This window comes from Klenkia marina (assembly GCF_900101025.1).
In the GTDB taxonomy this organism is placed as follows: domain Bacteria; phylum Actinomycetota; class Actinomycetes; order Mycobacteriales; family Geodermatophilaceae; genus Klenkia; species Klenkia marina.
In genome coordinates, this window is record NZ_FMUH01000001.1 from 463,690 (window position 1) to 476,963 (window position 13,274).

Below are 13,274 nucleotides of genomic sequence, written 5' to 3' on the forward strand. Positions count from 1 at the left end.
AGGACCTCGTCGCCACCCACGACGAGGCCGTTCCATCACCTCACCTGGGCAGGCGGGCGAGCTGGCGGGACTGCGCGACCAGGCGACCGGTGGAGTCCCAGACCCGGTAGTCCTCGTCGACCCAGCCGTCGGAGGCCTCGCCGCCGCGCGCCTCGACCAGGCACCAGCCCGGCGCCGGGACCGCCCGCACCAGGGTCTGCAGCTGCACCGTGGGCGCCCAGCCGAACCGGCCGGTGGCCCACGAGGTCGGCGGCAGCGCGTCGGTGAAGGCGACCAGGCCCAGCGGGTCGGGCTCGCGGCCGTCGGCGAAGCGCAGCCAGGCCCGCATCACCGGCTCGGCACCGGGCTGGCCGAGGGCCCAGCCGGCGGTGAGCGGGTCGAGCCGGGTCTCCACGCGCTGCGAGAGCCCCGGCACCTGCACCCCGGGCGGAGCGAGGTGGGCGTGCTCGGCGATCGAGAAGCAGTCCTCGACCGGGGTCGCCGCGGGCGGGGGGACGGAGTGCTCGGCGGCGACGTCGTGCAGGGTCGCCGTGGTGACCTGCACCGAGACGGCCGGCCCGCCGGGGTCGGAGAGGACGACGACCGCGTGCTGCAGGGTGCGGCCGGCCGGACCGGGGGTCACCGCGAGGGTGGCCGGCCCGGGTGCGGCGGCGCGCAGGTAGCTGGCCGACAGCGCGACCGGGTGCGCGTGCGGGGAGACCTCGACCGCGGCCCGGGCGACGACGGCCAGCAGGTAGCCGCCGTTGAGCACCCCACCGCCGACGTCCCAGCCGGGGTCCAGCTCGGTGGTGAAGCCGCCGGCGGTGGGGGTCAGCGCGGTGGCGCGGTCGAAGGCGGTGTCGGGCGTGGTCGGCACGCGGCACAGGGTGCCACCGCCCGGCGCGGGGTCAGCCGCGGGGCCCGGCCAGGACGAGGCCGGCGTCGACCAGCGCGACCACGAGCCGCAGCCGCTCCAGCTCGCGCTCCTCCCCCGGCGCGGTGCCGGCCAACCGGTGCGGCACCTCGAGGGTCGCCGCGGCCTCGGCCAGCACGTCGTCGTAGGCCGCCTGCACCCCGGCCCGGTGCGCGGCCGACCCGGTGGACACCAGGGCGAGCTCGCGGCCCAGCCGGCGCAGGTCGGCGGCCACGGCCTCCAGCGGCCGCCGCGGCGGTGCGCCCGCACGGGCGGACCCCGTCGCGGCGCGCTCCCGCGGCCGACGGCCGGGACGGCGGCGCACCCGTCGTGGCACGGGCAGGCGCAGGGTGCCGGTGAACAGTCGCAGGGCCAGCTCGAAGATCCAGCACCCGGCGACCGCCATGGCGGTGACGAGGCCCAGCTGCACGGGCCAGGAGCCGAGGACCTCCGCCGCCGCAGCCATGCCGGGACCGTAGGCGCTCCCGCCCCGGCCCACAACGGCCCGCACCGGCCCTCCACGGCGATCGCCGTCGGTCAGCGGCGGGCGACCGGCGTCCCCGGCACCTCGGCGGCGGCCTCCTCGACCACCCCGGCGACGGCGACCGGGCCGGGCAGCGGGTCGACGTGCAGCCGCACGCTGGGCGGGGCGACGTGCGCCTCGACCCGCACGTGCCGCCCGCGGGCCAGCACCGCCCCGACCGCGACCGCGGCCAGCAGCACGACCAACCCGCTGGAGACCAGCCCCCACCGGGCACCCAGGTGCTGGGAGACCCAGCCCACCAGCGGTGCGCCGACCGGGGTGCCACCCATGAAGCACATGAAGTAGAGCGCCAGGATCCGCCCGCGCATCTGCGGTTCGACCCCCAGCTGCACGAAGCTGTTGCAGGCCACGCTGAACACCAGCCCGGCCGCCCCGCAGGGCACCAGCAGCACGGCGTAGGCCCACTCGGTCGGCATCAGCCCGCTGACCGCGGTCACCGCGCCGAACGCCATCGCGGCCAGCAGCAGGAACCGCTGCTGCGGGCGGCTGTCGCGGCGGGTGGAGACCAGGGCGCCGCTGAGCGAGCCGACCGCGAACGCCGTCGACAGCAGGCCGAAGGCGCCGGCCCCCAGGCCGAACACCTCGCGGGCCATGAGCGCCACGGTGATCTGCGAGTTGAACCCGAAGGTGCCGACGACGAACGCCAGCACCATCGCCAGCTGGAGGTCGGGGTGCGCACGGGTGTAGGCCAGGGCGGCCCGCAGCTGCCCGCGGGCCCGGGCGACCGGGGGGCTGTGCTGCAGCTCGGCGTCGCGCATCAGCGCCAGCGCGCACACCGTGGCCGCGAAGCTGGCGGCGTTGACGAAGAACGCGGGTGCGGTGTCGCCCCCCGACGCGGCGATCACCCCGCCGGCCAGCGCCGGCCCCACCAGCCGGGCGCCGTTGAACACCGTGGAGTTGAGGCTCACCGCGTTGCCCAGCAGCGCCGGGCCGACCATCTCCGACACGAACGACTGGCGGGCGGGGGTGTCCAGGGCGCTCACGGCACCCAGGGCCAGCGCGAGGGCGAAGACGTGCCACAGCTCGATGCCCCCGCTGGCCACGAGCACGGCGAGCGCGAGGGCCAGGACGCCGAGCACGGTCTGGGTGACCAGCAGCATGCGGCGCTTGTCGTACCGGTCGGCGAGCAGCCCGCCGTAGAAGGTCAGGGCCAGGGTGGGGGCGAACTGCAGGGCGGTGACCACGCCGAGGGCGGTGCCGCTGCCGCCCGAGAGCTGGAGGACGAGCCAGTCCTGACCGATCCGCTGCATCCAGGTGCCGGTGAGCGAGACCAGGTTGGCGCCGACGTAGACCCGGAAGTTGTGCACGGCCAGGGCGCGGAACATGCCCGCGCGGCGTGGCGCGTCCTCGGTGCTGGTGCTCGAGCGGTCAGGCGTGGTCGGTCATCCCCCTGCGCTCACCCCGCGGCGAGCTCGTCCATGATGCGGGCGGCCTCCCGCAGGGTCGCCCGGTCCTCGGGCGAGAGGGCGTGCAGGCGCCCCGACAGCCACGCCTCGCGCGCCCGGGCCTCCTCGGTGAGCAGGCTCTCGGCGGCCGGGGTGAGGTCGATGACGACCTGACGACGGTCGGTGGGGTGCGGCGTGCGGGTGACCAGACCCTTGCCCTCCAGCGCCACCACGACCCGGGTCATGGACGGCGGCTGCACGCGCTCGTGCCCGGCCAGCTCACCCGGGCTCATCGCGCCGTGCCGCTTGAGCGTCGACAGCGCTGCGAGGTGGGTCAGGGTGACCGAGGTGTCGACGCGCTGGTTGCGCAGCCGACGGGAGAAGCGCATGACCGCCAGCCGCAGGTCGTGCGCGAGGGCGGCGGTGTCCAGCGTCGTCCGCGCCACGTGTCACCTCGTCAAGTCGTTAGCCCCGTTAAGAGTACATCGAGCGGGGCCAGCAACCCTCAGAGCAGCTGCTGGACCGGCTCGATCGCGAAGTACACCACGAACAGCACGCCGACGACCCACATGAGCGGGTGCACGCGTCGGGCCCGACCGGTGGCCGCCATGAGCACCACGTAGCTGATCGTGCCGGCGCCGATGCCGTTGGTGATCGAGTAGGTGAACGGCATGAGCGCGATGGTCAGGAACGCCGGGATGGCCAGGGTCAGGTCGTCCCAGTGCAGGTTCTTCACCTGGGCGATGAGCAGCGCACCGACGATGACCAGGATTGGCGAGGCGGCCTCGGAGGGGACGACGTCGACCAGCGGCGAGAACAGCGTGGCCACCAGGAAGAGCGCACCGGTGACGACGCTGGCCAGGCCGGTGCGGGCACCGTCGGCGACCCCCGCCGTGGACTCGACGTAGGTGGTGTTGGACGAGACGCTGGCGAACCCGCCGGCGGCCGCGGCCACCGAGTCGACCATGAGCACCGGCTGCGACTTCGGCAGGTTGTTGTGCTCGTCCAGCAGGCCGGCCTCGGCGCCGACGGCGGTGACCGAGCCGACGGTGTCGAAGAAGTCGGCCAGCATGAGGGCGAACACGATGAGCAGCGCGGCGATGACCCCGATGCGGGAGAACCCGCCGAACAGCGACACCTGGCCGATCTGGGAGAAGTCGGGCAGCCCGACGACCTGGTCGGGCAGCGTGGGCACCTGCAGCGCCCAGCCCTTGGGGTTGACCGACCCGTCGTCGAGGAAGGTCGGGCCGACCTTCGCGACCGCCTCGATGACCACCGCGAGCACGGTGGTCGCGATGAGCCCGATGAGCAGGGCCCCGCGGGTCCTCCGGACGACGAGGACGGCGGTGAGCAGCAGGCCGACGACGAAGACCAGCTGCGGCCAGCTGGCCAGGCTGCCGTCGATGCCGAAGGTGATGGGCACCGTGCCGGTCTGGGCGCGGCGCACGAAGCCGGAGTCGACCAGCCCGATGAGGGCGATGAAGAACCCGATGCCCACCGCGATGGCGGTCTTGAGCTGGTCGGGGATGGCCTCGAACACGGCCTTGCGGAAGCCGGTCAGCACCAGGACGGTGATGAGCAGGCCCTCGAGCACGACCAGGCCCATGACCTCGGGCCAGCTGAGCTGGGTGGCTGCGTAGGCGGCGACGACGGCGTTGATGCCCAGCCCGGCGGCCAGCGCGAAGGGGTAGCGGCCGATGACGCCCATGGCGATGGTGAGCACGCCGGCGACGAGGGCCGTGACCGCGGCGACCGACCCGAAGTCCAACGTGTTCCCGTTGATGTCGGCGCCGGACAGGATGATCGGGTTGAGCACCACGATGTAGGCCATCGTGAAGAAGGTGACGAACCCGCCGCGCACCTCGCGGGCCACGGTGGACCGCCGCTGGGTGATGGAGAAGTAGCGGTCCAGCCCGTTCCTGGGCTTCATGACGGGGCCCGCGCTGCGCTTCTTGGAGGCGGCCTCGGTGGTCTCGATGTCGTCCGGCACGGCGACAGGGTGCCATGCGCAACGGGTTCGCAGGTCTCCTCCTGGTTACAGTCGCCGACGTGCCCGCACCGACCCGTCCGTCGCCGCCCCCGCTGCAGGTGGGCCTGCGCCCCCTGGTGCTGGTCGGCGGTGCGCTGTGGGCCGTCGCGCTGGTCATCGTCCTGGTGCTCCCGGTCAACGCGGTGTGGGTGTGGACCTGCGTCTGCGGCCTGGTCCTCGCCGTCCTCGGCGTGGCCCTCATCCGCTGGCAACGCCAGCGCTGACCACGCAGCACGGGGCCCGACTGCGCGCGCCCCGGCCCGACGCCCGACGACCGACCGGCGCCCGGCACCGGCCCGGCACCCCGACGCACCCCGATTGCCCGGTTCCCGCCCCCTGAGGACGCCCTGGGAGGGCAGGAACCCCGCACTCCAGGTGCGGCACACCTCGAGACCGGCCTCCACGGGCTCTCGGCGCCCCGCAAGTCACCGCGGAGCCCGACCTCGACGTGCGGGGGCGAGGCACGAGCCCGATCTCGACGAGCGGGGGGCGCCGAGGAACGAGGCGCCTCCCCGAGGAGAGATCACCCCGCACCCGACAGCGACGGACCCCCGAGCGCAGCGAGCGGGCGCCGGGAGGGGGCCCGCAGGGTCCCCGATCCGTCGCAGGACGGGCTCAGCGCAGCCGGACCAGCCTCCTGGCCGCGGTCGGAGCCCGGAGGGCGACCATCAAAGGCTGTCGTAGGTGTCGGTGTTGTACAGCGGGGTCAGCTGGATCTCGGTGGTGTCGGCGGTGACCAGGTTGGCCTCGCTGTGCGCGCCGCAGCCGTGGTCGGTGGTGACGACGTGGCCGTCGGCGGGCGCGAACTCGTTGGCGCAGACGCCGAGCTCGAGCCGCACGGAGCCGGCCAGCGGCATGAGGAAGGCGCAGTCGCCGCAGGTGCCGGGGGCGTGCCGGGCGATGGGGGCGGTGGGGCCCCACTCGCCGGTGCGCCAGCGGGCGAGGGCCTCGCGGCGTCCCTCGAGGGAGAGCACGCGCTCGCGGCCGATGCCGATCTCCTGGGCGACCACCATGCCGGCGGGGTCGGCCGCGGCGTCGTCGTCTGCGAGGTAGGCGGGCACGAGCCGGGGGTCGTCCTCGGTGACGGGCAGGACGTCGCCGACGGAGAGGTCGCCGGGGCGGACGCGCTCGTGCCAGGGCACCCAGGCCGGGGCGAGCAGGGCGGCGTCGCCGGGGAGCAGCACCACCTCGTCGACGGTGACGTGCTCCTCGCCGGGCACGCGGGCGACGGTGACGGCCCAGTGCCAGCCGACGTAGCCGGGCAGGGCGGCGGCGAAGGTGTGGGTGAGCACCTCGCCGAGGTCGTCCGAGGAGGCCTCGCGCGAGGCGCCGAGGTGCTCGGCGACCTCGTCGGCGGCGCCTGCGACCTCGACCGCGGCGGCGCGGGCGATCTCCACGGCCGAGGTCAGCACGTCGCCGGTGGAGGGGGCGGGCGCGGTCGGGGTGGTGGGCTCGGGAGCGGACACGCCCCCCATGGTGCCGCACGTCGCACCCGCGGGTGCAGGCCAGGCGCACCGGGGCGTCCCCGGGGTGGGGCACGATGGGGCCCGTGATCGGGGTGGGTCGGTGAGGCGGCGGAGGTGGGGCCGCCGGCCACCCGTCGAGGCGCCGCGCACCGGGCCGGTCCGCCGGGCGCAGACCCGGCCGCTGCCGCAGGCGGCGTCCGCCCCGCCGGGCGACGACTCCCCCACCGTGGTGACGCCGGCGGCTGAGCCGCGCACGTGGCGGCCGACGTTCGACGTCCCGGTGGAGACCGCGCGCACCGCGCCGGTGCCCGACCTCGGGACCGCCCCTGCTGCCGAGCCCGCCGCACCGCCGTCCCCAGGTCTGGGCTCGCGGCCGCAGCGGATCACGGTGACGCGGGTCGCGGCCCGGCGGTCGCGGGAGCTGACGGTGGCCGCCGTCCGCCGGGTGAACGCGGCCAGCCGGGCCGACGGCGCCGGCGACAGCGGCCTGGCCCACGTGCTGTGGGTCAACGCCCTGCACACCGCCGGCGACGCGATGATCGCGGTCTCGCTGGCCGGCACCCTGTTCTTCGCGGCCTCGGCCGACGCGCAGCGCGGCAACGTCGCGTTGTACCTGCTGGTCACGATGGCGCCGTTCGCCGTCGTGGCCCCGTTGCTCGGGCCGCTGCTGGACCGCCTGCAGCGCGGACGGCGGTGGGCGATGGCCGCGAGCCTGGGCGGCCGGGCGGCGCTCGCGCTGGTGATGGCCGCCAACTTCGACGGCTTCTGGCTCTACCCCGCGGCGCTGGGCGTGCTGGTGCTGTCCAAGGCGCTGAACGTGCTGCGGGCCGCCGTGATCCCCCGGGTGGTCCCACCGGCGATGTCGCTGACCAGCGCGAACGCCCGCACCTCGGTGTTCGGCCTGGTGACGGCGGGCCTCTTCGGCGGTGTCGGGGCGGGCATCGCGGCGGTGGCGGGGTTCCCGCCGCTGCTGTGGGCGATCGCCGCGGTGTTCGGCACGGCCGCCGTCCTGGCGCTGCGGCTCCCGGCGCACGTCGACGTGCCGGTCGGCGAGGAGCCCTCGGACCTGCTCACCACGACGATGGAGATCCCGGTGCCGGGGCGGTCGGGCCGGCCGCGGGTGGCCCGCAGCGTCGTCGACGCGCTGCGCAGCGCCGCCCTGCTGCGCGTGCTGGGCGGCTTCCTCACCATCTACGCGGCGTTCCTGGTGCAGGCCGAGGTACCCGGCGGGTGGGAGCGCACGCTGGCGCTGGGCTCGATCGCCGGGGCCGCGGGGGTCGGCAGCTTCCTCGGCACGGCCATCGGCTCGCGGCTGCACCGCGCGACGCCGGAGTCGTTGGTGCTGTGGTCGACGGTGGCGGCGGTGGCGACGTCGGCGGTGGCGGCGGGGTTCTTCTCGCTGGCCCTGGTCGCGGTCACCGCCGGGGTGGCCGCGCTGGCCGCGGGGCTGGGCAAGGTCTCCCTCGACGCGATCATCCAGCGCGACGTCCCCAGCACCCAGCACGCCTCGGCGTTCGCCCGCTCGGAGACCCTGCTGCAGCTGGCCTGGGTGCTCGGCGGTGCGGCGGGCATCGCGCTGCCGGCCGACGCCCCGGTGCTCGCCTTCGGCGTCGTGGCGGGGGTGCTCGTGGTGGCCACAGGTCTGCTTGCTTGGCTGGGGCACCGCGGGCCCGACCGGGGCCCGTCGGGTGGACGGGGGTCGACGTGAGCTGGACGAGGACGACGGCAGCCGCTGCGGCGGGCGCCGTGGCGCTGGGGCTGCTCGCCGGGTGCAACGCCGGGGGCAGCAGCGGGGCGGCCGACCAGGGCGGCACGGCGCCGACGGTCCGCGTGCAGGCGGGCACCCAGCAGGTCACCGTGCAGCCCACCCAGTACTGCCTCGACGGCTCGGGCGAGCGCTACGCGGGCACCCCGCCGGTGGTCGAGGTGCCCGCGGACAGCACGATCGCGCTCACCGTGTCCGACGCGGTGGCCGAGCAGGGCTGGAGCGTGCAGGTGTTCGACGACCAGCTGCAGGAGCGGCTGGGCGACGTCGACGTCGAGGACGGCACCCGGGTGTTCACCGGCATCAACAGCTCCGACGTCGTCCCGGCGTCGTTCTACCTCGTGGTGGTCGAGGACTCCGACGACGACACCTGCAACGGGCTGTCGGGCGCGTGGCCGGTGGGCTTCATCCGCGCCGGCGACACCGCTGCCCCGACCGGTTAGCCGTCGAGGTCCGTCGCCACGGCGCGCAGGACGGCGGCGACCTTGGCGGCGGACTGGCGGTCGGGGTGCCGGCCGTGGCGCAGCCCGTTGCCGACGCCGTCCAGGAGCCGGATGAGGTCCTCGATGATCGGCACGAGGTCGTCGGGCTTCTTCCGCGTGGCGGCGACGGCGGAGGGCAGCGGGTCCAGGACGACGACCTGCAGCGCCTGGTCGCCGCGGCGGCCGGCGACGACGCCGTACTCGACGCGCTGGCCGGGCTTCAGCTCGGTGGTGCCGGCGGGCAGCGCGTCGCGGTGCACGAACACGTCGGGTCCGTCCTCCTGGGAGAGGAAGCCGAAGCCCTTCTCCGGGTTGAACCACTTCACCTTGCCGCTGGGCACGTCGATCCCTCGCTCCGCGTCGTCGGCACCCCGCCCGGGGCGCTCGCGGCCCAGGCTAGCCCGGGGGTGCGCGTCGGTCCGCCGACTTCCCGGCGGCGGGGTTACCGGCGGGTAGGCGCAGCACAGGAGCGGATGCGACGATGCCCGGCATGGCTGCCCGCAACGCTGCGTCCCGCGTCGTCGTCTCGATCGCCGCCGCGATCCGGCTGGTCTCCTCGGTCGTCGGCGGGCTGATCGTGCTCTACGCCGTCTTCGTGCTGTTCGAGGCCAACCCGGACAACCCGATCGTGCAGTTCACCGCCGGGGTGCGCAACGACCTGGGCGCCTTCACCCGCGACCTGTTCACCCCCGAGGACCCCAAGATCGCGAACACGGTCAACGCGCTGATCGCCGCGATCGTCTGGGTGGTCGGCGGCAACCTGCTCTCCAAGGCGGTCACCCGCCTCGCACCCCGTCCCAAGGCCTCGTCGAAGGACTGAGCGCCCCCGGCCGACGGCCCCCTCGCAGGGTCCCGCCCCGCGCGGAGCACGGATCGGGGGCGAGGGGGTCCTTCCGTCAGGCGGTGACCACCTCGGCGAGGCCGAGCTCCGCGGTGGAGACCTGGCGCATCTCGACCTTGCGCACCTTGCCGGTCACCGTCATCGGGAAGGTGTCGACGACCTTGACGTAGCGGGGCACCTTGTAGTGCGCCAGCTTGCCGGTGCAGAACTCCTTGAGCGCCTCGGCGGTGAGCTCCGGGGCACCGGCGCGCAGCTGCACCCAGGCCATGAGCTCCTCGCCGTACTTGGCGTCGGGCACGCCGATGACCTGGACGTCGGCGATGTCGGGGTGGGAGTAGAGGAACTCCTCGATCTCGCGGGGGTACACGTTCTCCCCGCCCCGGATCACCATGTCCTTGATGCGGCCGACGATGTTGAGGTAGCCCTCGGCGTCCATGACCGCGAGGTCGCCGGTGTGCATCCAGCGGGCGGCGTCGATGACCTCGGCGGTCTTCTCGGGTGCGTCCCAGTAGCCGAGCATCACCGAGTAGCCCCGGGTGCACAGCTCGCCCGCGGTGCCGCGCGGCACCGTGAGGCCGGTCTCGGGGTCGACGACCTTGCTCTCGAGGTGGGGGTGCGTGCGCCCGACGGTCGAGGTGCGACGGTCGAGGTCGTCGTCCGCGCCGGTCTGGGTGGAGACCGGCGAGGTCTCGGTCATGCCGTAGGCGATGGTCACCTCGGTCATGCCCATCTCGTCGACCACCCGCTTCATGACCTCGACCGGGCACGGCGAGCCGGCCATGATGCCGGTGCGCAGGCTCGAGAGGTCGTAGGAGGCGAAGTCGGGCAGCGCCAGCTCGGCGATGAACATCGTGGGGACGCCGTAGAGCGACGTGCACCTCTCGTCCTGCACCGCCTGCAGGGTGAGCGCGGGGTCGAACCCGGGCGCCGGGATGACCATGGTGGAGCCGTGAGAGGTGGCCCCGAGGTTGCCCATGCCCATGCCGAAGCAGTGGTAGTACGGCACCGGGATGCAGACGCGGTCGGCCTCGGTGTAGCCGCAGCCCTCGCCCACGAAGAACCCGTTGTTGAGCAGGTTGTGGTGGGTGAGCGTGGCGCCCTTGGGGAAGCCCGTCGTCCCCGAGGTGTACTGGATGTTGATCGGGTCGTCGGCGCTGAGCTCGGTCTCGCGCTCGGCCAGGAACCCGCGGTCGGCGGCCCGGCCGGTCGCCATCAGCCGCTCCCACTCGGGGTCGCCGAGGAAGAGCACCTCGCGCAGCGCGGGGCACTCGTCGCGGACCTCGGCCACCATCGCGCGGTAGTCGCTGGTCTTGAACTTCGGGGCCGCCACCAGCACCGAGATGCCGGCCTGCTGCAGCACGTAGGAGAGCTCGTGCGTGCGGTAGGCCGGGTTGATGTTCACCAGGACGACGCCGAGCTTCGCGGTGCCGTACTGCACGAAGACCCACTCGGCGCAGTTGGGCGCCCAGATCCCCACCCGCTCACCCTTCTCGACGCCGAGGGCGTGCAGACCGAGGGCGAACGCGTCGACGTCGGCCACCAGCTGCGGGTAGCTCCAGCGGCGGCCCGTGGCGCACTCGACGAGCGCCTCGTGCTCGCCGACCCGCGCCGCCGTCCGGTCGAGGTTCGCCCCGATCGTGTCGCCCAGCAGGGGGACCGTCGAGGTCCCGCTGGTGTAGGACGGCAGCGCGGGGGCGGTCATGCCCGCTCGCCCGGACGGAGCTGGACGCCGGCCCGGTTGGGCTTGTCGGTGGGGTGCGCGTAGCGCAGGTGCTCCACCGGCATCGGGAAGGAGTGGTCCTCGCCGAACGGCGACAGCGAGCCGGTCATCTCGCTGACCAGCTCGGTGAGCGGCGGGCCGCCGTCCTCGCTCTGGCCCCAGGTGGGCTCGACCAGGTGGGCGTTCTTGTCGTTCTTCTTGGCCATGCCGGGCTCCCGCCGTCGTGGCCGGCTCGCTCGCCGGCGCTCGGGCACATCGTCCCGCATCCAACCCCGCACCCCCGCACCCACGCCAGACCTGGCGCAACGCGACTGCATCGGCAACGCGACCGCATCGCCGGCACCCCGGGCCGGGAACCCGTGCGACACCGCGGACGGCGCGGCCTAGGGTCGGGTCCTCGTGGGGCGCATCGTGGAGACCGTGGTGCCGGCGCGGCTGGGCGCCGGGTTCCGGTGGCTGCTCGCCTCGTCGTGGTCGTCGAACCTGGGCGACGGCATCGCGCTGGCCGCGGGCCCCCTGCTGGTCGCCTCGCTGACCCGCGACCCGTTCCTGGTGTCGCTGGCCGCCGGGGTGCAGTGGCTGCCACCGCTGCTGTTCGGGCTGCTGGCCGGGGCGGTCACCGACCGGGTGGACCGGCGACTGCTCGTCGTGGTGGTCGACCTGCTGCGGGCGGGCGTGCTCGTCGTCCTCACCCTGGCCGTGGCCACCGACCTCATCGGCATCGGCTCGCTGCTGGCCGCCCTGTTCGTGCTGGGCACCGCCGAGGTGTTCGCCGACAACAGCTCGCAGACGCTGCTGCCCACGCTCGTGCACCGCGACGACCTCGCGGTGGGCAACGCCCGCATGACGGCGGGGTTCATCACCGTGAACCAGCTGGCCGGCCCACCGCTGGGGGCTGCCCTGTTCACCGTCGGCGCCGCGTGGGCGTTCGGCGCGGTCGCCGTGCTGGTGGCCCTCGGCGCCGTGCTGGTCTCGCGCATCGTGCTGCCGCCGGCCGAGGTGGTCGAGCGCCGGGCGGTGCACACCGAGATCGTCGAGGGGTTCCGGTGGGTGCGCCACCACGCCGCCGTCCGCACGCTGGTGCTCACGATCTTCAGCTTCAACCTGACCTTCGGCGCCGCCTGGTCGGTGCTGGTGCTCTACGCGACCGACCACCTGGGCCTCGGCGAGATCGGGTTCGGGCTGGTCACCACCGCGCAGGCCGTGGGCGGCATCGCCGGCATCGCCGCCTACGGCTGGATCACGGCCCGCGTCGGCCTGGGCGACCTGCTGCGGGTGGGGCTGGTCATCGAGACGCTGACCCACCTGGCCCTCGCGCTCACCAGCTCGCCGTGGGTGGCCATGCCGGTGTTCGTCGTGTTCGGCGCGCACGCGTTCATCTGGGGGACGACGTCGGTCACCGTGCGGCAGCGCGCCGTCCCGCGGCACCTGCAGGGCCGGGTGGGCAGCGTGAACCTCGTCGGCACCTTCGGCGGGCTGGTGATCGGCGCCGGCCTGGGCGGGCTCATCGCGCAGCACACCTCGGTCACCGGCCCGTTCTGGTTCGCCTTCGCCGGTTCCGCGCTGTTCGTCGTCCTGATCTGGGGCCAGCTGCGCCACGTGGCGCACGCCGACGCGACCTAGGGCGTACGGGCCCCGTAGAGGGTGCCGGCGCCGTCGGCGGTGAGCACCCAGCGGTCGCGCCCGACCTCGGCCACCTGCACCTCCTGGCCGTCCAGACGCTGCACGGCCCGGGTGCGCCAGGTGGTGGTCGACTGCAGCTGCAGGTCGACGTCGCCGCCGTCGAGCTCGACCCGCAGGGTGGCGGGGCCCGCGATGCGCAGCGTGCCGCGCCGCCACCCGGTCGCGGCCAGGCCGCGGGACCAGGCCGCCACCCGCAGCAGCGAACCCGCACCCGCGACGAGCGCGGCGACCCCGCCGAGCACGAGGCCGACGACCACGAGACCGGCGAAGGGCACCGGCTGACCGCCGTCGCCGGCTGCCTGCACCGTCGCCACGGCCAGCACCACCGCGAGGACGACGGCCACCGCACCGCCGCCCACCCAGCGCAGCGCACCGGCGCGGGTGGCCGCGAGGTCGGTCCGGGTCCGCGGGTCGTCGAGGGCACCGGGCATGCGCACGATGCTGTCATCCCGTGCGCGTCGTAGCGT

Annotated in this window: 15 protein-coding genes; 5 read left to right on the forward strand and 10 right to left on the reverse strand. The window is 74.6% G+C overall.

The genetic code is table 11. From position 1 onward, the window contains the following. Positions 1-40: 40 nt before the first annotated feature. From BLP29_RS02410 to BLP29_RS02430, 5 genes are all read right to left on the reverse strand, one after another. A complete protein-coding gene (locus BLP29_RS02410) occupies positions 41-856 on the reverse strand; it encodes an acyl-CoA thioesterase (RefSeq protein WP_092799427.1) in 816 nt (271 codons plus the stop codon). Positions 857-887: 31 nt separating this feature from the next. Next, positions 888-1,358, reverse strand: a complete 471-nt coding sequence (locus BLP29_RS02415; RefSeq protein WP_133378967.1) for a hypothetical protein — start codon at positions 1,356-1,358, stop codon at positions 888-890. Between the two features lie 71 nt (positions 1,359-1,429). Beyond that, positions 1,430-2,761, reverse strand: a complete 1,332-nt coding sequence (locus BLP29_RS02420; RefSeq protein WP_092799431.1) for an MFS transporter — start codon at positions 2,759-2,761, stop codon at positions 1,430-1,432. A 71-nt stretch (positions 2,762-2,832) separates the two neighbouring features. Beyond that, positions 2,833-3,267 (reverse strand): MarR family winged helix-turn-helix transcriptional regulator, encoded by a 435-nt coding sequence (locus BLP29_RS02425; RefSeq protein WP_092799433.1) that lies wholly within the window; start codon positions 3,265-3,267, stop codon positions 2,833-2,835. 59 nt (positions 3,268-3,326) lie between these two features. Continuing rightward, positions 3,327-4,811 carry an NCS2 family permease gene (locus BLP29_RS02430; RefSeq protein ID WP_243469634.1) on the reverse strand — a complete coding sequence of 495 codons (1,485 nt, stop codon included), beginning with the start codon at positions 4,809-4,811 and terminating at the stop codon, positions 3,327-3,329. Between the two features lie 59 nt (positions 4,812-4,870). Here BLP29_RS02430 and BLP29_RS02435 point away from each other — a divergent pair, with 59 nt between their 5' ends. Continuing rightward, on the forward strand, positions 4,871-5,074 hold the full coding sequence (locus tag BLP29_RS02435) for a DUF2530 domain-containing protein (protein ID WP_243469635.1): 204 nt from the start codon (positions 4,871-4,873) through the stop codon (positions 5,072-5,074). Between the two features lie 444 nt (positions 5,075-5,518). On the opposite strand, the gene BLP29_RS02440 is transcribed toward BLP29_RS02435, so the two are convergent. Continuing rightward, positions 5,519-6,316, reverse strand: a complete 798-nt coding sequence (locus BLP29_RS02440; RefSeq protein ID WP_243469636.1) for a DUF3027 domain-containing protein — start codon at positions 6,314-6,316, stop codon at positions 5,519-5,521. Positions 6,317-6,416: 100 nt separating this feature from the next. Here BLP29_RS02440 and BLP29_RS02445 point away from each other — a divergent pair, with 100 nt between their 5' ends. Together BLP29_RS02445 and BLP29_RS02450 are read left to right on the forward strand one after the other, a co-directional pair. Continuing rightward, on the forward strand, positions 6,417-8,024 hold the full coding sequence (locus BLP29_RS02445) for an MFS transporter (RefSeq protein ID WP_207798264.1): 1,608 nt from the start codon (positions 6,417-6,419) through the stop codon (positions 8,022-8,024). Continuing rightward, positions 8,021-8,524, forward strand: a complete 504-nt coding sequence (locus BLP29_RS02450) for a DUF2771 family protein (RefSeq protein WP_092799439.1) — start codon at positions 8,021-8,023, stop codon at positions 8,522-8,524. The genes BLP29_RS02445 and BLP29_RS02450 overlap by 4 nt, the downstream gene beginning before the upstream one ends. On the opposite strand, the gene BLP29_RS21970 is transcribed toward BLP29_RS02450, so the two are convergent. After that, entirely contained in the window at positions 8,521-8,904 is a 384-nt protein-coding gene (locus BLP29_RS21970; protein WP_092799441.1) for a cold-shock protein, read from the reverse strand. The genes BLP29_RS02450 and BLP29_RS21970 overlap by 4 nt on opposite strands. 149 nt (positions 8,905-9,053) lie before the next feature. On the opposite strand from BLP29_RS21970, the gene BLP29_RS02460 reads away from it, so the two are divergent. Continuing rightward, positions 9,054-9,383 (forward strand): hypothetical protein, encoded by a 330-nt coding sequence (locus BLP29_RS02460; protein ID WP_092799443.1) that lies wholly within the window; start codon positions 9,054-9,056, stop codon positions 9,381-9,383. Between the two features lie 76 nt (positions 9,384-9,459). Here BLP29_RS02460 and BLP29_RS02465 read toward each other — a convergent pair whose 3' ends face one another. Both BLP29_RS02465 and BLP29_RS02470 read right to left on the reverse strand, forming a co-directional pair. After that, positions 9,460-11,106, reverse strand: a complete 1,647-nt coding sequence (locus tag BLP29_RS02465; protein WP_092799446.1) for an AMP-binding protein — start codon at positions 11,104-11,106, stop codon at positions 9,460-9,462. Continuing rightward, positions 11,103-11,330: a hypothetical protein gene (locus tag BLP29_RS02470; protein ID WP_092799448.1), complete on the reverse strand. Its 228-nt coding sequence runs from the start codon at positions 11,328-11,330 to the stop codon at positions 11,103-11,105. Before BLP29_RS02470 ends, BLP29_RS02465 begins: the two co-directional genes overlap by 4 nt. A 193-nt stretch (positions 11,331-11,523) precedes the next feature. Between BLP29_RS02470 and BLP29_RS02475 the strand changes: the two genes are divergently transcribed. After that, on the forward strand, positions 11,524-12,747 hold the full coding sequence (locus BLP29_RS02475; protein ID WP_092799450.1) for an MFS transporter: 1,224 nt from the start codon (positions 11,524-11,526) through the stop codon (positions 12,745-12,747). Here BLP29_RS02475 and BLP29_RS02480 read toward each other — a convergent pair. Further along, positions 12,744-13,238 carry a hypothetical protein gene (locus BLP29_RS02480; protein ID WP_092800701.1) on the reverse strand — a complete coding sequence of 165 codons (495 nt, stop codon included), beginning with the start codon at positions 13,236-13,238 and terminating at the stop codon, positions 12,744-12,746. The genes BLP29_RS02475 and BLP29_RS02480 overlap by 4 nt on opposite strands. Between the last annotated feature and the right edge of the window lie 36 nt (positions 13,239-13,274).